The 21,005-nt window shown below is 42.8% G+C and carries 18 protein-coding genes and 1 pseudogene; 14 read left to right on the top strand and 5 right to left on the bottom strand.

The genetic code is table 11. The features are described 5' to 3' along the window. Position 1: 1 nt before the first annotated feature. Together rpoZ and gmk are read right to left on the bottom strand one after the other, a co-directional pair. Entirely contained in the window at positions 2-262 is a 261-nt protein-coding gene (gene rpoZ / locus BLR43_RS11390; RefSeq protein WP_071003070.1) for a DNA-directed RNA polymerase subunit omega, read from the bottom strand. A 174-nt stretch (positions 263-436) separates the two neighbouring features. Next, positions 437-1,063, bottom strand: coding sequence for a guanylate kinase (gmk, locus tag BLR43_RS11385; RefSeq protein ID WP_071003072.1), 627 nt, complete (start codon positions 1,061-1,063; stop codon positions 437-439). A 353-nt stretch (positions 1,064-1,416) separates the two neighbouring features. Here gmk and ispH point away from each other — a divergent pair, with 353 nt between their 5' ends. From ispH to BLR43_RS11330, 11 genes and pseudogenes are all read left to right on the top strand, one after another. Continuing rightward, a complete protein-coding gene (gene ispH, locus BLR43_RS11380) occupies positions 1,417-2,373 on the top strand; it encodes a 4-hydroxy-3-methylbut-2-enyl diphosphate reductase (RefSeq protein ID WP_058024602.1) in 957 nt (318 codons plus the stop codon). Between the two features lie 53 nt (positions 2,374-2,426). Beyond that, on the top strand, positions 2,427-2,675 hold the full coding sequence (locus BLR43_RS11375; protein ID WP_093071151.1) for a hypothetical protein: 249 nt from the start codon (positions 2,427-2,429) through the stop codon (positions 2,673-2,675). A 63-nt stretch (positions 2,676-2,738) separates the two neighbouring features. Beyond that, on the top strand, positions 2,739-3,554 hold the full coding sequence (locus BLR43_RS11370; protein WP_093071148.1) for a thioesterase family protein: 816 nt from the start codon (positions 2,739-2,741) through the stop codon (positions 3,552-3,554). A 465-nt stretch (positions 3,555-4,019) separates the two neighbouring features. Next, positions 4,020-5,981 (top strand): molecular chaperone HtpG, encoded by a 1,962-nt coding sequence (gene htpG, locus BLR43_RS11365; protein WP_093071146.1) that lies wholly within the window; start codon positions 4,020-4,022, stop codon positions 5,979-5,981. A 317-nt stretch (positions 5,982-6,298) separates the two neighbouring features. Next, positions 6,299-7,780 (top strand): C13 family peptidase, encoded by a 1,482-nt coding sequence (locus tag BLR43_RS11360; protein WP_093071144.1) that lies wholly within the window; start codon positions 6,299-6,301, stop codon positions 7,778-7,780. A 98-nt stretch (positions 7,781-7,878) separates the two neighbouring features. Continuing rightward, positions 7,879-8,769, top strand: a complete 891-nt coding sequence (gene fghA / locus BLR43_RS11355; RefSeq protein WP_071003079.1) for an S-formylglutathione hydrolase — start codon at positions 7,879-7,881, stop codon at positions 8,767-8,769. Between the two features lie 226 nt (positions 8,770-8,995). Further along, a pseudogene (locus tag BLR43_RS13875) lies at positions 8,996-9,277 on the top strand (TIGR03643 family protein). A 113-nt stretch (positions 9,278-9,390) separates the two neighbouring features. After that, entirely contained in the window at positions 9,391-10,080 is a 690-nt protein-coding gene (gene rpe, locus BLR43_RS11345) for a ribulose-phosphate 3-epimerase (RefSeq protein ID WP_071003083.1), read from the top strand. A gap of 156 nt (positions 10,081-10,236) precedes the next feature. Further along, the gene (locus BLR43_RS11340; RefSeq protein ID WP_093071188.1) at positions 10,237-10,566 is read left to right on the top strand and encodes a hypothetical protein; all 330 of its coding nucleotides are present in this window, start codon (positions 10,237-10,239) and stop codon (positions 10,564-10,566) included. 119 nt (positions 10,567-10,685) lie between these two features. After that, positions 10,686-10,997, top strand: a complete 312-nt coding sequence (locus BLR43_RS11335; RefSeq protein ID WP_093071142.1) for a hypothetical protein — start codon at positions 10,686-10,688, stop codon at positions 10,995-10,997. Positions 10,998-11,215: 218 nt separating this feature from the next. Continuing rightward, a complete protein-coding gene (locus tag BLR43_RS11330) occupies positions 11,216-11,527 on the top strand; it encodes a hypothetical protein (RefSeq protein WP_071003085.1) in 312 nt (103 codons plus the stop codon). Positions 11,528-11,635: 108 nt separating this feature from the next. On the opposite strand, the gene rpmG is transcribed toward BLR43_RS11330, so the two are convergent. After that, positions 11,636-11,791, bottom strand: a complete 156-nt coding sequence (gene rpmG / locus BLR43_RS11325) for a 50S ribosomal protein L33 (RefSeq protein WP_010201403.1) — start codon at positions 11,789-11,791, stop codon at positions 11,636-11,638. A gap of 127 nt (positions 11,792-11,918) precedes the next feature. Further along, positions 11,919-12,155 carry a 50S ribosomal protein L28 gene (rpmB, locus tag BLR43_RS11320; protein ID WP_057761372.1) on the bottom strand — a complete coding sequence of 79 codons (237 nt, stop codon included), beginning with the start codon at positions 12,153-12,155 and terminating at the stop codon, positions 11,919-11,921. 484 nt (positions 12,156-12,639) lie between these two features. On the opposite strand from rpmB, the gene BLR43_RS11315 reads away from it, so the two are divergent. Then, entirely contained in the window at positions 12,640-18,276 is a 5,637-nt protein-coding gene (locus BLR43_RS11315; protein WP_093071139.1) for a beta strand repeat-containing protein, read from the top strand. Between the two features lie 201 nt (positions 18,277-18,477). Next, on the top strand, positions 18,478-19,398 hold the full coding sequence (purU, locus tag BLR43_RS11310; RefSeq protein ID WP_093071137.1) for a formyltetrahydrofolate deformylase: 921 nt from the start codon (positions 18,478-18,480) through the stop codon (positions 19,396-19,398). A gap of 76 nt (positions 19,399-19,474) precedes the next feature. Here the strand turns inward: purU and BLR43_RS11305 are convergent, their stop codons facing one another. Next, positions 19,475-20,266 carry a cytochrome C assembly family protein gene (locus tag BLR43_RS11305; RefSeq protein ID WP_201587478.1) on the bottom strand — a complete coding sequence of 264 codons (792 nt, stop codon included), beginning with the start codon at positions 20,264-20,266 and terminating at the stop codon, positions 19,475-19,477. Positions 20,267-20,756: 490 nt separating this feature from the next. On the opposite strand from BLR43_RS11305, the gene BLR43_RS14070 reads away from it, so the two are divergent. Further along, the coding region (locus BLR43_RS14070; protein WP_143007436.1) for a helix-turn-helix domain-containing protein at positions 20,757-21,005 on the top strand (249 nt) is incomplete at its 3' end.

Here is a 21,005-nt window from a genome sequence, read left to right as displayed (position 1 = left end):
TTTAAAAGCTATGATCGCCTGACAATGCTAAATCTAATGAGCTCGTTGCAAAGTTATGCTCTGGTTGATTTAGAATGTCGCGGGTGATTTTTCCAGCGGCAATTTCACGTAACGCCAATACTGTAGGCTTGTCATTATCGACATCAACCAACGGCTCGGCAATACCTTTGGCCAATTGACGGGCGCGTTTGCTTGCGGCCAAAATTAGCTCAAAGCGATTATCAACATTATCCAAACAATCTTCAATCGTTACTCGTGCCATAAATAGCTACCTCGGTTGTTTTTATTAGCCACGGACCTTGCCCGCCACTCAATAAAAATAATATCAAATACATAAAAGGGGATAGCTAAATATTATAGCATTTTTTGCCAAGTCGCGTAGTTGCTTTTTATATCTACTTGTTAGATAAGCACCTGACGAGCATTGTAGCCTAGTTTACTCTTCTACTTGCTTATTTAGCAAGTTGCTAATCGTGCGATGATAACGCTGCTGCTGACGGCTAAGGGTTTGTCTATCCGCCACGATAATCGCTTTTAGCTCAGCTAAGGCTACATCAAAATTATCATTGATCACGACATAGTCAGCATTTACGTATTGTGCCATTTCGGTGACCGCGCCAGCTAGACGGCGCTCTATCACTTCTACAGAATCCTGCGCACGGGTTGAGAGACGTTGGCGCAATGTAGCAATGCTGGGTGGTAGAATAAAAATCATAATGGCATCGGCAAAGATTTCTCTGATTTGCGTCGCCCCTTGCCAGTCAATCTCCAAGATAACGTCAATCCCCGCTGCTAGTTGGGTGCGTACGCTTTTCTCTGACGTGCCATAATAGTTACCAAATACTTCTGCATGCTCTAAAAATAGACCCGCATTGATACCATTGGTAAAACTATCAGTATCTGTGAAATGATAGTGCTGACCATCAATCTCGCCTGGGCGCGGGGTGCGAGTCGTATGTGAGATACTGACCGTTAAGTCGTTGGTCGTAGCAAGTAATTGCTTAACCAGTGAGGTCTTGCCCGTACCTGAGGCGGCAGTAACAATAAATAATGAACCTGTCATACAATTTATCCTAATGGAATATGTGCTAGTAAAATGCGTCTTAGTAACAGACTAAAAGACGATTCAGTCAGTGGTAGAGACTGGAAAAAAGAAAAAACGCCATCATGTATGGCGATAGAAATCATCGTAGTTGCGTCATTATAAACTGCTTTTATATGAGATAAAGTGGGTTTTGCAATATGTAGCTAGCATGTTGATGTTTGCACCTGACATATTGCAATGAGTGCGCTGCTATTTTTGAGGGCAATAAAATCAAATTATGCTAAAGTAGAGCATTGATTTTGCCCCAACTTTTGAATCAAAGCTTTTATACATAAGCTTTAGATATAAATTATCCGACGATAGGCCTTTTTATGCAAATTTATCTTGCCAATCCCCGTGGGTTTTGTGCTGGTGTGGACCGTGCGATTGCGATTGTTAATGAAGCACTAATACGTTTTGAGCCACCCATCTATGTCCGTCATGAAGTTGTACATAATAAATTTGTGGTGTCGGATTTGGCCAATCGGGGCGCGGTATTCGTCGAAGAGCTTCACGAAGTACCGGATGGGTCTGTGGTGATTTTCTCTGCTCACGGCGTCTCTAAAGCAGTCGAAGATGAAGCTGGTCGCCGTGATATTACCGTATTTGATGCCACTTGCCCTTTGGTCACTAAAGTACACATTGAAGTGGCAAAATTTGCACAAGACGGTATGGATGCCGTGTTGATAGGACATGCCGGACATCCAGAAGTAGAAGGCACGATGGGTCGATTCAATGCAAAAAACGGTGGGCAAATCCATTTAGTGGAAGACGAAGCTGATGTTGCTGCTCTCACTGTGGAAAATGCCGAACGCTTGGCTTTTGTGACTCAAACAACCCTGTCGATGGATGATACGGCTCGTGTTATCGATGCACTGCGTGAAAAGTTCCCTAGTATTCAAGGTCCCCGTAAAGACGACATCTGTTATGCCACCCAAAACCGCCAAGATGCGGTAAAAGATTTGGCCAGTCGCTGCGAAGTCGTTTTAGTCGTCGGCTCGCCAAACTCTTCAAACTCTAATCGTCTGCGCGAGCTTGCTGAGCGTATGAATTGCCGTGCATATTTAATTGATAACGCTAGTGAGATGGATAAGCGTTGGTTGGATGGTGTGCAGAGTATCGGCGTGACCGCTGGCGCATCCGCGCCTGAAGTGCTGATCCAAGAAGTGTTACAACAGTTGCAGGACTGGGGGGGCGATCTGCCTAGTGAGCTATCTGGTATTGAAGAAAACGTAACGTTTAGTCTGCCGAAAGCCTTGCGGATTCCTGTCACCCAAGTTGGTAAGTAATTAGGACACGCCCTCGTATTTGTATGAATCATCATTTATATGGATAAGCTCGCATGAAAGAACCAAAAGCCAGATTTGTATTGGCAGAAGCCACGCTCGCTGAAGTGAATAAGCAACTGAGACTCAATATGCTTGTCATGGTGGCAGTGGTCTTTGTACTGTTTATGAATATCATGAAGTTTATGGCAGAAAAAAGCGTTCTTTACGCTGTACTCGCAGTCATAATGATTTGCTTACTGTTCTTCATACAAAAAGCTCGCGGTATTCTCATACTAAGAAAACAAGAGCTTACCCATAAATAGAAAATACAAGCATAAATAAAAAATACAGGTGAAAATGCCAAATATAGGAAATAGAGAATAGTTATGACTGCTTATTACAAATTTATTAAACGCGAACAGCCAGAAGACGGAGTTAGTCTGGCGCATTACCAGCCAACCAAGCATGCACAAGGCGCTTGGAATGAGCACGAACAGCATATGGCCCCAGCGACAGGACTGCTTATGGCTGAATTAAACAATTATGCGCCGCAAGCCAATATGCGTATCGCTCGTATCAGCCTTGACATTTTAGGATTGATACCGCTGGACAATTTTACCGTCACCACTCGCTGTATTCGACCGGGCAAGACCATTGAATTGATTGAAGCGGTTATGAGGAGCAGTGGCCGTGATGCCATCATTGCTCGAGCGTGGCGTCTGATGACGCAAGATACCAGTGAGATTGCCGGACTTGAAGATCAACCAGCAAAATACAAACCTGAAGAGTTGCCCGTTTGGGAAGACATGAAAGGCTGGCCGGGCGGGTTTATTGAAAGTGTGCGTTTGGTGGCCGCTCCAGATCGCCGAGAAGGTCGCGGCATGGTTTGGATAACCAACGATGTCGAGATGGTAGAGGGCGTACCCACTGATGATATGGTGCATCTGCTGGGCATGGTCGATACGGCCAATGGCGTGGTACCAAGATTGGGTCTTGGGTTGTCTAAGTTAGAGTGGATGTTCCCTAATACAGACCTGCAAATCCATATGCACCGTGTCCCTAAAGGTCGTTGGTTGGGTATTGAAGCCGTACAACAATATGGCGATGATGGTATTGGGTTGACCAGTGCAGTATTGCACGATATATACGGGCCGTTCGGTCGTAGCGAACAGATTCTCACCATTCGCCCGATGCCACGTTAAAAGAGAAAGAATCAACTATCTAGTAATTTTGGAAAACGAAACGATATGTTGTAATCAATTAATTATACAAATATTGGAGAAATGGTTTTAATAGTAGCTAATAAGACGATATTACCAACCAGATGATATCAATCGACATAGAGGTTACTATGAAAGCATATACTCAATTTTCTAAAAAACTGACGACTATTTGGGAGTTATTAATAGAGGTTTATTCAGAATAGTGGTTAGCTTTTGTTCTTGCGCTAAAAAATGACTGATACCAGAACGCCGCCTTGATAAACAAGCGCGGTGTTTTTTATTGAATAGGGCTTTTTTTGAGCTTGAATTTTTTCTCAATGACCCTATTAGTATAGACAGTTTAACGGTATCACATACGGCAGGGTCTCTAACATTATGAGAGCGGTCTTAGTGAGTATATCGTTATCTGATAATAGGTCTTTCATAGAATTTAAAGGAGTTTTTATGAGTGAAGCAACTCAAGCTGAAGGTCTGAATCCAGAATTAAAAAAACATACGTTTGAAGCAGAAGTCGCCCAGCTACTGCACTTGGTGACCCATTCACTATATTCTAACGCTGATATTTTTGTCCGTGAGCTCGTCTCTAACGCGTCGGATGCTTGCGATAAGCTGCGCTTTGAAGCCACCAATGATGATAGCCTTTATGAAGACGATGGCGAATTAAAAATCCGTATCGCCGTCGATGAAGACGCCAAAACTATTACCTTTACTGATAACGGTATTGGGATGAATGAAACCGATGCCATCGAAAACTTAGGTACCATCGCCAAATCAGGCACCAAAGCGTTTTTAGACAAATTGTCTGAATCACAAAAACAAGACGGACAATTAATTGGTCAATTCGGTGTTGGTTTTTACTCAGGTTTTATCGTGGCTGACACCATCAGTGTTGAATCACGTAAAGCGGGTGAGCCTGCTGATAAAGGCGTGCGCTGGGTATCAGATGGCACTGGTAGCTTTACCATTGAGCCTATTACCAAAGACACGCGCGGTACCGCGATCACTTTGCACCTAAAAGAAGAATATAGCGAGGGCGAAGATAACTACCTAGACCGCAGCAAGATCAAGCGCTTGGTCAATAAATACTCTGACCATATCAGTCTGCCGATTCAAATGCGTAAAGAGATCTGGCAAGAAGATGTCGTCGATGACGAAAATGATGACACGCCTACTGGTGGCGAAATGGTGCTCACTGATGAGTGGGAAACCATCAATAAAGCCAGTGCGCTATGGACACGCTCAAGCTCTGAAATCGACGATGATGAGTATGTTGATTTTTACAAAAACATCACTTATGACATGGACGCGCCGCTTACGTGGACGCACAACCGTGTCGAGGGCCGCGTACAGTACACGCAGCTTTTATATATCCCTAAAAAAGCCCCGATGGATCTATACACTCGCGAGCAGCAGCACGGTCTGAAGCTTTATGTGAAGCGCGTCTTTATCATGGATGATGCTGAGCAGCTATTACCGATGTACTTACGCTTTGTGAAAGGGGTGATCGATTCTGCCGACTTACCACTGAACGTGAGCCGTGAGCTATTACAAGAGTCGCGCGATGTAAAATCTATCCGTGATGGTAATGCCCGCCGTATCTTGACTTTGCTGGCAAGCCTTGCCAATAGCGAAGACAGTGACAAGCAAGAAAAATTTGCCCAGTTCTATGCAGAGTTCGGCGATGTCATCAAAGAGGGCTTGGGTGAAGACGCCGGTAATAAAGAACGTATTGCTAAGCTATTGCGTTATGCCACCAGCACCCAAGATGGCCTTGAGACCAGCTTTGAAGACTATAAAGGCCGTATGAAAGATGGGCAAAAAGCCATCTATTATCTAACGGCTGATAATCTAGCTGCAGCAAAAAACAGCCCGCAGCTCGAGCTGTTTAAGAAAAAAGGCATCGAGGTTATTTTGATGACCAGCCGTGTTGACGAATGGGCAATGAACTTCTTAACCTCATTCGATGACACACCGCTACAAAACATTGCCAAAGGCGCCGTAGATCTAGGCGATTTGCAAGATGAAGCAGAAAAAGCCGAAGCAGAGAAAGCCGTAGAAACCCTAAAGCCTGTCGTTGATAAGCTCAAAACTGCATTGGGCGAACGTGCTAAAGATGTCAAAGTCTCAACGCGTTTGGTTGATAGCCCTGCTTGCTTAGTCGTTGGTGAAGGTGAGCTATCACCGCAAATGATTCAGATGCTACAGCAAATGGGTCAAGATGTGCCAGCAAGTAAGCCAACGCTAGAGGTCAATCCTGATCATCCACTCATTAAGAAGCTTGAGAGCAGCGAGCAGTTTGATGATTTGGCGCAAGTCATTTTTGATCAAGCGTTGTTAGCAGATGGCGGGCAGTTAGAGGATCCAGCCGCTTATCTAAAGCGCGTTAATGAGCTATTGATGAGATAATGTCTGGTAATTGATGTAAAAGGAGGTCTTGTCTGCAAGGCCTCCTTTTTTATTGAGGTTTATGGTCATATTTGGATGAATTTTACAAATCATCCTTATCCTCTTGACCGACAATCCGTTACAATCGCGATAGATTAGCGAGCTAAACTATTGGTTAATGCTAGTCATCTTCGATAAACATTCCATCGTGAATTCAATATAAATAGATGTCTACAGCCGTGAAAAAATCGTAAGTCGATTACATCAAGCGGCGACGACATCATGATAGTTATCATTGGGTCATTTTATTTTTCTCGACTGGCTAGAGGTCTAAGTCTTTGTCACTTACGTCGTTAAAAACCGTATCGCTCCAGCGTTTTTCGCTTAATTTCGCTGCCAATATTATCGCAACTTTGTGGATGTTGGTGGGTTCAACTCGGGCGTTTTCTTGGGTAAAGCCCACCTTTATACAGTTTGCTGTATTTGCCTTATTGGCACTTGGTAGTAACGTCCTATTTTCGTGGTTGGCGGCTGAAAGTGGTAGTATATTCAATGAGCAGGGGCTGGTCAGTTATTTGATCTGGCCGATGATTATTTTATTAAGTGGTATTATTTTGGCACGGCGAGCCAGCAATCAGACATTGGTTTTTGTGCCCGTCGTTCTTTGGTTGGTTGCTGATACCTTATCTGCATTATTGCAGAGCTTGGTACAGTTTTTTGGTAGCTATGGCTGGTTACCTGAGTGGAGTTACTCGTTTTTACCCATACTATTTTTGGTATTGTTTTTATGGCAGACGCTTGCTTTGCTATGGATTTTTTCTCGTCGCCTGCGTATACCATGGTGGGAGCGAATTATTATCCTAGTTGGTGCTGTGGCATTGTTGACGATCTGGCAGCGCAATGTCGCTGATCAGCCTATCTTTAAGCAAATTCCAGTAGAGCCTGTGTTGGAAGAGGCGGCACTATATGAGCAGCCCCGTTTATTACAGCAAGCATTAAATAGTATAGACCCAAGTATCGATGGCAAAACCGACTGGTACTTTATGGGTGTGGCAGGGTTCTCTGGTCAAAACGTCTTTCGTTCTGAGATCAATAAAGTACGTGAGCTGTTTGATGTGCGTTTTGGGACCAGCGGGCACTCGTTGTCTTTGATTAACAATACGTATAGTTGGATGGACGAGCCAATTGCGACCAAAACCAGCATCCTACGCGGCTTAAAGAAGATCGGTCAGCAGATGAATGCTGATGAAGATGTGTTGTTTTTGACGCTATCTTCACATGGTAACGAGGATATCGTCCAGTTAGCGAATCCGCCAATCGCGATGGACAATCTAGATGCTGCATGGCTTCGTGAAGCGCTGGACGCCTCGGGTATTCGCTGGCGTGTGATTGTGGTATCTTCTTGTTATTCGGGATCATTCATCGATGAACTAGCGTCTCCGACCACAGTGGTAATAACGGCATCAGCTGCTGACAAAGCATCTTTTGGTTGTACCAATACGGCTGAGATGACGTATTTTGGTCAAGCATTTTTTGCTGAAAGCTTGAGAGGAAATACCAGTTTTGAGTCGGCTTTTAAGGATGCTCGTATACGTGTCAATGAGCGTGAGAGCGCAATGGGGTTTGAGCCATCAGAGCCGCAGATGGTAATCGGCAGTTTGATGGAAACCGCCTTACCTGCATTTGAGCAAGTGCTGTTTGATAAAGCGCGACCTTCAGTTGCAAGTCTTACGAATAATACTGCTTCTACGACCGTCAATGCTTTACCTGAAACTACTGCTAATCTATCGGTAGGCGAAGTAGATGCAGCTGCCGAATAAATATGAGAAATGATCTAGTAACTGGCAAATGCTAGTATCAAATAACGAGCACTTATTAAACGCCATCGTTGGTTTTTTGAATAAAAAGGATATCACTCATGCAGAATTCTTATAGTCATAGTTTGTCTAACCATAAACAGCTTACCCAAAAAAGTGTAAATCGCTGTTTTAATGGTGAGCAGCATTATTATAGTCACGAATCGACGTCTACCAAAACCTCTATGACGTTTAGTATTTATCTACCTGATGAGGCCTTGGCTGGACGACGTTGTCCTGCGATATTATATCTATCGGGTCTGACGTGTAACGCGGACAATGTGACGCATAAAGGTCATTTTCAACAAAAATGTAGCGAGCTTGGTATGATACTTATCGCACCTGATACTTCGCCTAGAAGTAGTGAAGACAGCGATGTACCAAATGATGAGCGCTATTTTGTTGGTCAAGGTGCAAGCTATTATGTTGATGCCACTCAAGCACCGTGGTCAGACAACTTCAATATGCAAAGTTACATCGTTGATGAGCTATATGACTTATTACGCTCAGAGTTTCCTATCGATAGCATCGGTATTACAGGGCACTCGATGGGTGGGCACGGCGCGTTATTGCTAGGATTTAAGTTCCCAAGTAAGTTTGTCAGCGTATCGGCGTTATCGCCAGTGTGTGCCGCCAGTGAGTCTGCTTGGGGACAAGCTGCCTATACAGAGTACTTCGGTGATGATAAGTCTCTATGGGTACAAGCCGATGCGGCGCAGATGATCGAAAAAGTGGGTCAGCAGTATGCGAGCATTTTGGTTGATCAAGGCGCGGCTGATAATTTCTTAGCAGAAGGTCAGCTACAGACTTCTAAACTACAAGACGCTTGTGCAAAAGCCGAACAGCCCTTAACATTACGCTATCAAGCGGGGCATGACCACAGCTATTATTTTATCCAAACGGTGATTAATGATCATATCGAGCATCATTGGCATATGGCTCAGATGAGCTAAGAGGTCATTCAGATGACCGTAATACATTTTTTGCTATTGCATTCATGTTTAAAAGGTAGTTTTTATGGCAGGTTATCAAGACTTGACAGCTTCTAATTCGAAGAATAAGTCAGCAGATACAAGCGCTACAAAAACGACTATGCAAGCGGATATGGATGCTGCTTTGGCAAAAAAGCAACATGATGTCGATAGTGACCACGTATCCGAAGCGAAAGCAAAAGAGTATATCGCAAAAACCGTCAACGATGCAGGTGAGAGAGTACTTGATGAGACGCAAATATCTCGCGTGATAGAGATGGCATGGGAAGACAGAACGCCATTCGGTGCGATAGAGCATAGCTATGGTCTCGATGAGACTGCGGTTATCAAATTTATGCGCCAAACGTTAAAGCCATCATCTTTTCGTTTATAGCGCAAGCGCGTGAGTAATCGTGCTACCAAGCATGAGGCAAAGCGCTCTTTTGAGGTTGGCCGTGCTTATTGCAAAACTCAATACAAGCAGCGCTAAACAACTAAATATTTAGTATCAATATGTCAAAGGCTTGCAGCATATGTGAGCCGATTAGAATTTACTTTTAATCTATCCATATCTTATATAAACATGAATTAGGTAGCCCAATTATGAACAGTCCTGCTAGACCTTATCTTATTGCCCCATCGATACTCTCAGCTGACTTTGCGCGGTTGGGCGAAGAAGTTGAGAAGGTAATAGAGTCGGGTGCTGATGTGATTCATTTTGATGTAATGGACAACCATTACGTACCCAATTTGACGTTTGGTAGCATGATTTGTAAGGCATTGCGTGACTATGGTGTGGAAGCGCCAATTGATGTCCATTTGATGGTATCACCTGTCGATAGTATGATTGAGCAGTTTTTGGAAGCGGGGGCAAGTATCATCACCTTTCATCCAGAAGCCAGTCATCACGTTGATCGCTCTCTTCAGCTTATCAAAGATGGTGGGGCAGAGTGCGGTTTGGTACTCAATCCTGCCACATCATTACACCATCTAGATTGTGTGATGGATAAAGTGGATCAAATTTTATTGATGAGTGTTAACCCTGGTTTTGGTGGTCAGTCGTTTATCGATAACACATTAGACAAAATACGTCAGGTACGTCAGCGTATCATCACCAGTGGTCGAGATATCAGATTAGAAGTAGATGGCGGTGTCAAAGCCAGCAACATTCGTGCGATTGCTGAAGCAGGGGCTGACATGTTTGTCGCTGGGTCTGCGATATTCAACCAAAAAGACTATAAAGCGGCCATTGATGAGATGCGCGCAGAGTTGGCTTTAGCCAATAATAGCTAATCTACATATTGTGACATGATCGATAAACGGTGTTGGCGACCAAAAAACAGTATTGAAGTAGGCCATATCATTTGCAATTGTGAGCAGTGGCCAGTCATGTAAAGGTGAATCATGGACAACAAACATTCTACCAACTCATTGGAACCTTCTGAGACGATGAAACATACTGATCAGACACCGAAAAGTGAGACACAACGTAGTTTGGTGCCAAAAGGCATTACCATTGGCATGGCTATATTTGCGCTAGTACTGAGCTTGGCAGGTTATGGCTTTCGTTTGATGGTGGGTGATGATGTCGGAACAGTGTTGCGCCATGCTGCGGTCATTGTACCTACCTTTATGTTAGGTATTCCGCTGTTTTTTTGGGTAGGTTCTCGTATACTCAACAAGGTTAAAGGACTGCATATCGAGAGTTGGAATGCCATTAGCTTGGGCTATTTGACTTCTTGTGTATCGATGTTATGGCTGATGGGCACTTATAGTTAAATGCTTTAGCAAAAAGATAGTATCTATTCATAAATATAGCGTTGTAATATTCTCATAAGCTATTTTCTATACTTTTTCAATCGTTAAGCCTTGCTTTGTAAGCATGGCTGGAATTTTATATGCGAATTGTACCGGCCAGTATTGCCAAAATTATCTATCCAAAAGATTTACCAGATGGCTTATTTACCAGCTTAATCATAGCTTGTCTTTTGATGGGGCTCGCTTCACTGCGTAACGGGACGGATTTACAGGGTTGGCTCAATGTGATTGAGAACTGGCTGCTGATGTTATTGATACTTCCGACTGCAACGGCGACTGTTGCTCTGCCTTTTAAATACCGCGATCCCACCCTTGAGCTAAAGCTGGTCTATTACCTTGGGATGTTCGTTGCTTTCTTATTTACGTTAGCGAAACTGCGCTATTGGCGCTAATGTGTCCTTATTGCAAGGCATCCAAGTTTTTTATAGTGAAGACTTATGAGATAGCCCTTGAATTCTAGTGTTAAAGCGTCCATTGTATGAGTAAGACAGATTTACCCGCGTTACTGTAAGATGATAGATTTGCCGAATGCGTTTGTTTTCAATAAATAACGGCTTTGCAATTACTAGTTTCTCTACCAGTACTAAACGGGATAATAAGGAACATATTAATGCCATATGATATCGATAATGATATAGAAGTAGACAACGAAAGTAGCGATCAGTTTGCAGGGTTTGCCAAAGAAACCACCTTAGAGTTAGTGGAAGCAGATGATGGTAGATTGTTGTTGCGTGATGCCGAGCAAGATGAAGCGCCGCTGATGACTATCGACTTTTCTGACAAGCTAAAAGAGCTACTTGGTAGTGACACTCAAGTGATTGGTCAACACATGATTCATGCTGCGATTCAGGTCATTATGCAAAAGCAAATGAGTAAGTGGCATGCGCATGTATATGATAAAGAACCAACGCACTACAGTTGATCTAGTTATTAGTGAGCTGAAGATAGCTAAATATACAAGCATAAAAAAAGGGTTTATCAATGGATAAACCCTTTTTTTGTTCAAATAATACCATTGATAAAATGAAGATTATTTGATTTTAGCTTCTTTAAAGATCACGTGCTGGCGTACTTTTGGATCAAACTTTTTGATTTCCATTTTGCCAGGCATAGTGCGCTTGTTTTTAGTAGTGGTGTAGTAATACCCAGTACCAGCTGTTGATACTAATTTAATTTTATCTCTCATGATAGCTTTCCTGTAAATGAGGGGTCTTCAAACGATAGGTACGTGTCTCAAAGAGCAAGTTGCCACAGCTAATGTAGCAAAACGGCAGCTAAATAATGAGAGTCATCACTCAGCTGCTATTTTTAACTTAAACTTTTTGACCTTGTGCGCGTAGATCCGCTAACACTTTATCGATACCAAGTTTGTCAATGATGCGCATACCTTTGGTAGACACACGTAGACGTACAAAGCGGTTTTCAGACTCTACCCAAAAACGATGGTTGTGAAGGTTTGGTAGAAAGCGACGACGGGTTTTGTTGTTTGCATGCGAAACATTATTACCCACCATAGGGCGCTTTCCAGTCACTTGGCAAACTCGAGACATGGCGAACTCCTAATCTATGAGGTATGAGTTTTTCTCATACCAGTCTGGGCAAGTTGCACGTTTATGCGGCATGGACACAGCAAGCGGCAGCTTTGCACCAAACAAAACTATATGAAGGTTGAGCTGGTTTTGCTGTTATCTAAAGGCAAATAACAGGCTGACCAATTCAGAAAATTTTAAAGCCGACATTTATACCATAAAACAGACGAATACTCAAATATTTTTATGATAGTTGTTGGTTTAAAGGAGAGATATTATACCCTGAAATGAGCGTGCTATGTTGTTGATTGTTTAATAGTAAAGATTAATTTCTAGTTGTAAGTTATAACAAAAATCAGTAAAGTTGCTGTTATATATTTAATACAAACTATTAATACATCGGTATCACTGTAAATCTAAGTATCATTACCAATCTTATTTAATTCTGTGTAATGGTTTTCTGCCTATTTGCTTCATAAATCACTGCTCATGCGGAGTCAAAAACATGTCATATCATTTGCTACCTACTTCTAAATTGTTTCAACTGACAGCGCTAACCTTATCATTGGCCTTGGCGGGTTGTGGTGGTGGGGGCACGGATACGGTTGCGCCAGAGCCTGATTTGGGCCCTGAGCAGCCTGACGAAAATAATGGTAGTGATAGTGGCGGTGAGCAGACACCAGAAGTTGAACCTGATTTCTTTTTACAGAAGCTTAGCACATCGCCTACTATCATCGAGCTATCTGATGAGCAGGCTATTTTTAATGTAACAGTAAAAGCTGCTGAGGTGGGCTCAGGTGGTGCAATGATCGGCAAAGCAGTTACATTGAAAGTAGTGAATTCTGAAACTAATGGTATCACTATTGAAGGTCAAAGTACTCAAGTGACTGATAGCAATGGTAATGCTGTATATACACTAAAGCTGAATCCGCAGGCAGTCTTAGATAAAGAGATGTTAATTGCAAACGGCTTTACATTAATAGCTACTGCTAATAAAGCCGATGGCACAGCTGTTGCACCGCAGGAGTTAAAAGTTTCTGTTAGTAGAGAGGGAAGTGGAGATGGTACTCAGGTCACTGAAAGTAAACTGAGTGTTACTCAAAGTCTTGATACCAGCTCTGTCTCTAATAATAAGCTGAACCCTTATGGCGACACAGCAGTAATCAGTGTGCAGCTGAAAAATGAAAAAGGAGCGCTGGCTCCTGATGTTGAGGTTGGTCTCGGACTCGCTCAGATAGAGGGTGTCTCTGTCGATACTGCTAGCCAAATGACTGATGCCAAAGGTGTTGCTACTTTTAATCTTAAGATCGATAGCAATTTGCCTGCAGCGACTCGTAATAAACTGCTTCAAGGTATCGTATATGCTATCAATATCAAAGAAAATAGTGGGGCCACTAAGCTCATATCTGGCAAGCTCCCTGTTGCATTACCTGTTTCAGACTATGATTTAAAAGTTTCAGGAAATTCAACGCAGCTTAGCGCTTATGGTGATACACAGCAGCTTACTATCACTGCCTCACCTAAAAATACAAATGTGTCGACTCAAATTAATGGTGCAAAGGCAACAATCAAGCTAAATGATGCCTTTGAAGGTGTCAGCCTAGCAAATGAACAGTTAGTATTAGATGCCAATGGTCAAGCGACAGTAGCATTAACCATATCATCGGCGTTGAGTGCCGATGAACGTCAAGAGCTTGCAGAAAAGGGTATTAGCTACACTGTCGTGCTCACAGAACCAAACCGTTCGACAGCAACAGTAAGCTCTTCTAGCGTAGTTATTGTTCCAACTGCGAAATACAAAATTAACTTTAACGAAAGCAGCAAAAAAGAGCTATCGAGTTCAGGTGGCAGTGCAGTGATCAGCTTCCGTGTTAATGATAGCCGCGGTGGTGTAGTTGAAGGGCAAAAAGTAATAGCAAGTTTACCAAAAATCCTAGCTGATGCAGGTCTACTAACTCTAGAGAACAACTCAGAACAGACAACCAATGCTAAAGGTGAAGTTAGCTATACGGTACGGGTGCCTAATAACTTGACTGTGTCACAAAAAGCCCAGCTTGAAAAGGCAGGTAGTTTTGTATTGTCTGCAAATATAACAGAAGCGTCGGGAGTACCAAGTACTGCCAGCAGTGAAAGTATCCGTATAGGGGCAGATATCGGACAAAGCGATATTACATTGACTGCGCAAAGCGTACCTGCAATTGCGAATATACTAGATGAGCAGTTTAAGTTGCAAATTCTAGGTAAGCGTAAAGATGGCAGCGCTGCTGTAGGACGCACAGTCAAGCTTGTTATTAACGAAGGCTTTACGACAGGTATTACCATTCAAGGTAACGAACAAACCACAAATAGCAATGGCGTGGCAGAGTTTACCGTTCGTATTAGTCAAAACCTAACCCAAGCACAGCGTGATCAATTAATTAAAACAGGTATTGCCTACACTGCAGTACTGACTGATGAAGATGGTACTCAGTCCAAAATTATTCAGAAAGTAAACGTTGAGCAGCCAGCAACCAGTATACAGTTCGCTTCTATCACAACGCCAGAAATTAGTGAGTTGGGCGGTAGCGGTAATATTGGTGTGAGATTGACCTCTAAAGAGAATACTGCTCAGCCAGTCAAAGACAAAGTGGTTACTGTACAGCTAGGTGCAAAAGCACTAGAGTACGGTGTTACAGTCACTCAAACTACAGCGACTACAGATTTTAATGGTGAGGCGATTTTTGCTGTTAACGTACCTAAAGGTTTAACAGCTGTACAGCGAGCGGATTTAAAGAACACTGGTATCAACTATCAGCTAACGTATGCTGAAAACAACGTTTCTTATAATTCAGAAATACAGAAAGTAAAAATCACTACGCCTAGCGTTAGTTTAAATATCTTGAACGCCACCAATAATATTGATAATCAAGCAGGATATATCCTAAACAATGTGGGTAGTACTGCCACTATCCAAGCACAGCTAAATAATCAGTCATCTGGCGAGCAAGTCGCTAATCAGACAGTGAAGTTGGTATTTGATAATCCACAATTAGCAAGCCTGCTCACAGTAAATGGTCAGCTTGGGTCATCAAATATCACTGCTAGTACAAATGCTAATGGTTTGGTTAGCTTCAATGTTGTAGTTCCAAATAACTTGAATGATGAGCAAAAAGAGGCGCTTAGCAAGCAAGTATTGACCGCCACTTTGACAGAGACATTGACTGGCAAGCAACAACAAGTCAATGTCAAAGTTCAGTCTATGACAGCAGCCATCTCTTTACTGGGTAATTCAGTAAGTGCTTTAAACCTAAATGGTGGTGAAACACAGGTTGAAGTGATAGCAAAAGATAACAAAGGCAATGTGATTAGCGGACAAAAAGTATTCCTCGCACTGCCAGCCTCTATTGCAAGTAAGGGCGTTACACTGGCTACAGGTGGCAGTCAGACTACTGATGATTCAGGTAAGGCTGTATTTACTCTAGCAGTACCAAACAACTTAACCGAAGACCAAAAGACTGCATTAGGTACAAGTTTTATTGTGGCATTATCTGCAGCTGATAGTAGTGGGAATATTGTGACGCAGACGAGTACTGTCCGTACCAATATACCAACAGGTACAACTGAAAGTCTCACTGTTGGCGCAAATAAAGTTGTTGACACCAAAGGGGATACCTTCAAAGTATTCGTACGCGTTGCTAAAGACGACAAGAGTATTGCAGGTCGTTCCGTCACTCTAAATGTCAACGACCCTATTGGTACAGGCGTGACAGTCAGCCAAGGCACAGCCGTCACTAACAGCGATGGTGTAGCGACTTTTGATTTGACTCTTGAAAATGGTGCCAATGTTAACCAAGCGACGCTAGAGTCAGGTATTCGATTAACTGCGACTACTACTACAGCTGAAAATGTTAAATTGGAGCAAAACTACATTGTAGCAGTGGATACGTCTACAATTGAGAGCTACCAGCTAATCGCGTCATCTGATAAGCCAACATTGACTACAGGTGGCGACCAGACCCAAGCTTCATTCATCGTAACAGATAATAACGGTGGGATTCTCACAGGTGTGCCAGTACAGTTAAGCATCGAAAACCTAGAGTCAAGCGGAGCAGCATTGACCACATCGAGCACAGTTGTAAGCGATAATAGTGGTCGGGTTGATGTGGGTGTATTGTTAGCAGCTAATAGTATCAATGCTCGCCTTAATCATAGTGTCGTGATTAATGCCAAAATCGTCACGCCGCAATATGATATAGATGGTACTGTTAATATGCAGGTGCGTGAACAAAAGTCTCTGAGCTTATCTGCAATTGGCACAACACTCACCCTTACAGCGTCTGAAAAAAATCTCAAAGATAATAGTACAACCACCCTGTCTTCTACTTTAACTGATGGGACGGGACTTGCGATTGCAAATGCTAAAGTAGAGCTTATTGATACTGACGGCAACCTTATCGCTAGCGATGCAACCGCGACCACTGATTCAGAGGGTAAAGCTAGCTTTACAGTTAACGAAAGTGATTTGAGCTTTGATAGCAATGGTAACTTACGTGTTTTTGTGAGAGCAGTGGGTGAGCGAGAGCTGACCACGCAGCGTAGTACCAGTAGCATTGATTTGGTTAAGGTGTCGCAAGCGGGTATTAGCTTCATCGATATTGAAGATGTTTACGATGTTAATATGGCTCAGAATATTAATATACAGATTCGCACTAACTCTGTAGCTGAGGCGAATGCACTTATTGGTAAGCTCTTAGAAGTACAAACAACGATTGGAACGTTTGCGAACAATGATGTCATCTCGACCCAAGCGATAACGGCTGCCAATATTCAAGGTAATATTATTACAGTCCCAGTCGTACTGAACTCTGCACTTGCTGGCACAGCAGTATTGCAGGCGACGGTACTTGGTGAGATGAATAACGGTCAGCTCAAGTATCAAACAACCGTAGACACGCGTTTTAGAGCCACTACACCAGCTAAGATACTGTTCCAAGCGGTAAGATCAGTGATTACGCCAGGTAGCAGTACCGAGCTTGTAGCAACTGTCAAAGATAAAAATGATGTACCAGTCGAAGGCCAGACAGTCGTCTTTAGCCGTGCTTCTGATTCTTCAGCAGGACGATTGTCTGCTGCAACTGCTATCACTGATAGTAAAGGTCAAGCACGTGTAGTGTATTTGGCAAATGCTAGCTCACCGATCAATGGTGTGACTCTCAACGCTCGACTATTGAATGACCCTAACAATATTGGTAGCAAGTCCACTACTATTACCGTGTCAAAAGATGCTGTTTATACGACATTGACGTTTGCTAATAAAATATCTTCTGACGACATCTACTACACAGTTCGTGGCTCGATATCGGTTATGGATGGCTCAGGACAGGCCGTTGCTAACAAAGAGGTATCCATCAAGTCTTATGCAGTGGAGTACGCACAAGGTCGCGTGTGTCTGCTAGATAGTAGCACTTCGTATCAAGGGGCTAATACAGTAGATGGAGAAGGTAACATCAGTACGCCAGAACCTAAAACATTCTCTGAAAAATCTGCCATTTTGTTACGGTCTAACTGGATTACGAGTGAAGACAGTCCAGAGTATAATTACATCTTGGATAACGACGATGATGTAAATAACAATGGTGTACTGGATACCATTAACCCAGTTGCTATTATTGGTGGAACATTTGCTGATGACGGCTATTCTTTTATCACTGACGCAGAAGGACGTGCTGATTTCCAAGTTCGCTATCCTATCCGCTATTCAAACTGGGTAAAAGTCAGATTCGATGCATCAACCTTCTTAAATGGTAGTGAAAATACCCAAAGCCTGAACTATTCGCTACCATACTTGGATGGTGACTTGGATATCGTTGGTGATACCTTATTCAGCCCTTGGATCGCAGATGCTAGCCCGTTTGGTCCAGGTAATGCAACCTGTGTGAATAGCTTGAGCGTGAATATCGATGCTGAAAAAGATACTACGAAAGTGATACTTTCACCATATCAGCCAAGCTATGCAGTATCGATTAATGGTGTCGGACCAAATACACAATCGCAAGGTTATAACAGTTATATTGTAGACTTCAATCAAGCCTTTGAATTAGGGGCCACGTTAGGAATCGTTAGCAACGGAGCAGGTTTTACTAGAACTATAAAGGTTGAATAATATTGGTAAACATTGAAAGTTGATATTTCAAGACCCTTGACCACATGTCAGGGGTTTTTGCATTGCATCTTCAAATAGCTAAATAACCAAAAACAACCAACTCGCTCAGCAAAGCATCGCAAAAAAGATTAAAATAACCGGTTTACTCCGCTGCCAGCAATTTTTCAGCGATAAGTCATCATTTTTTATATTGGGCGAATTATGTCAGACAACACCAAAACGACTTCATCATCAAACACAGCCTCACAAAGCAAACAGATTCCTAGCTTTACTGATACAGCGACATTGCTCATCAAATGCAAAGATCAGGCTGGCATTGTCCAAGCAGTCTCTGAATTTATTCATCGCTATGGCGCGAATATCATCACCTTGGATCAGTACTCCACCGCGCATGAGGGCGGGCAGTACTTCATGCGTTTGGAATTTGCGTTGGCAGGCTTGAGCGATATCATTGAGAACTTTGAAGCCAGCTTTGCACATACTGTGGCTAAACGCCATAACATGGACTGGCGTCTGCATAACAATGCCACGAAGACCAAAGTGGGTATTCTGGTCTCAAAGTTTGATCATGCATTATTGGACTTATTATGGCGTCACCAGCGTGGCTTGCTGGATTGCGAGATTACTTGCGTGGTTAGTAACCATCCTGACCTGCGCCAAGCGGTCGAAAACTTCGGCATTACCTTTCACCATGTGCCCGTGACCAAAGAGAATAAGGTAGAAGCGGAGGAGCAAATCCATAAGCTGATGGCAGGTAATGACTTACTAGTGTTGGCGCGTTATATGCAGATATTGTCAGCTGATTTCGTGAAGCGTTGGCCGATGCAAGTGATTAATATCCATCATTCGTTCTTGCCTGCGTTTGTGGGTGCAGATCCTTATCGTCAGGCTTATGATAAAGGCGTCAAGCTGATTGGCGCAACAGCGCACTATGTGACTGCTGAGCTGGATCAAGGGCCTATTATTGAGCAAGACGTGCACCGTGTGACCCATCGCCAAGGGGTAACAGAGTTGCGGGCGATTGGGCGCGATATCGAGCGTAATGTATTGGCACGTGCTGTCAATTGGCATGTGCAAAACCGTGTGATTGTGGCAGGCAACAAGACCGTAGTTTTTAACTAAAAAATCAGCAGAAAATTGAGTAAGAAAGGCGGTCAGTAGCAACAGTTACTGATCGCCTTTTTTATAATGTGATATTTTATATCAGCATTTCCAAAACAAACTTACTACCCACAAAGCCAATCGCTAACAGAATAAAGGCATAAATAGTGATATTCGCCGCACGTTTGCCTCGCCATCCTGCGCGCCAATTGCCAAGCAGCAACGTACCAAATAATAACCACGAGAGCAGACTAAATACTGTTTTGTGCACGATATGCTGTGCCATCAAATCTTCGACATAGATAAACCCGATGCCCAGTGCGATACTAAGCAGCACAAAGCCTACTAAGAGCATATCGAATAATAGACTCTCCATACTTTGTAATGAGGGTAATTTATTGACCCAAAATCGGTGAATGGTATGATGCTTGAGCTCGCGAATTTGTAGACGCAAAAATAGCGCTTGTACTGCCGCCATTAACAGCACACAATAGGCCGCTAACGATAATAGGATATGAGCTTCAAGACCGACACTGACGTCAGTAAGCGGTTGATAGGGTGCGCGCCCAATATAGCCGACGGTCATACCTATTAGTGCAGTAGGCGCAGCCAAAATACCAAGGCTCAGAATAGGGCGGTACAGACAAAACAGCAGGTAAAAGAATAAGAAGAATAAACTGGTCAGGCTAATGATATTGAACAAATTGAAATTCAGACCATAAAGCGTCACTACATATGGATAAAGTAAGGTCGCATGTGCGGCCATCCCTACCAATAAAAGCCCCAAACTGACGCCTTTATGAATAGGTTTGTCCTGAATCAGCGCCCAACCAATATGGAGGCTGACTAAGACATAAGCCATGCTAGCAAGTAAGAATGCAAGGTGCACAGATAAAAAGCCTCATCTTATACTGAGCATAAACTGCCGCTCAATGTATCACCAAAGTGGTATTATCGGAATGATTAGAATAATCGTCCAATTTATCATAAAATGGGTGCCAGTTGAGCATCATCTTACTTATTGCTTATAAATATGATTGACAAAGCAGCAATCCGCAAAATATATCGTAAGTCACTTATAAATATCAGAGCCAAGTTTTGCAAAACCACTATAAGTTTTGAGCCGTGTTGATGCTATAGTATTGATAATATGATTTTTTATAAGAGAATGTCCCAGTATTTGATAGTCCATCCTAATAGTATTGATGAACCATTTGAATCGTTTGATTCGCCACCATTTTATTGAAAGTTATTTTAATTGCGTATTATTTAATTCTTAGATTAACACATGAAGTGCAATACCAAATGCAAGGTGAAAAAAAGACCTAGATGCGCTAGCATCAAAGTTTTTATCCACCGACCAAAGTGAGATTGCAACCATGAGCTATACACATCTAAGCCTAGGTGAACGATACCAGATTTATGCCCTTAAAGGGGCAAAACATAGTATTAATTTTATAGCGAGGGTGTTAAACAGAAGTCCCAGTACCATATCAAGAGAGCTTAGGCGTAATAAAAGCCTACGAGGTTACCGAGCAAAGCATGCTAATAACAAGGCTTGTGACAGACGGGCTAACAACGCCACAACTATTGTGACTGACCTCTGGGCATGGGTGACAGACAAGCTT

The sequence above is a fragment of the Psychrobacter pacificensis genome (genome assembly GCF_900101915.1).
Classification (GTDB): domain Bacteria; phylum Pseudomonadota; class Gammaproteobacteria; order Pseudomonadales; family Moraxellaceae; genus Psychrobacter; species Psychrobacter pacificensis.
The sequence above is the reverse complement of the archived record's forward strand: the minus strand, read 5'-3'. Positions and strand labels throughout refer to the sequence as shown.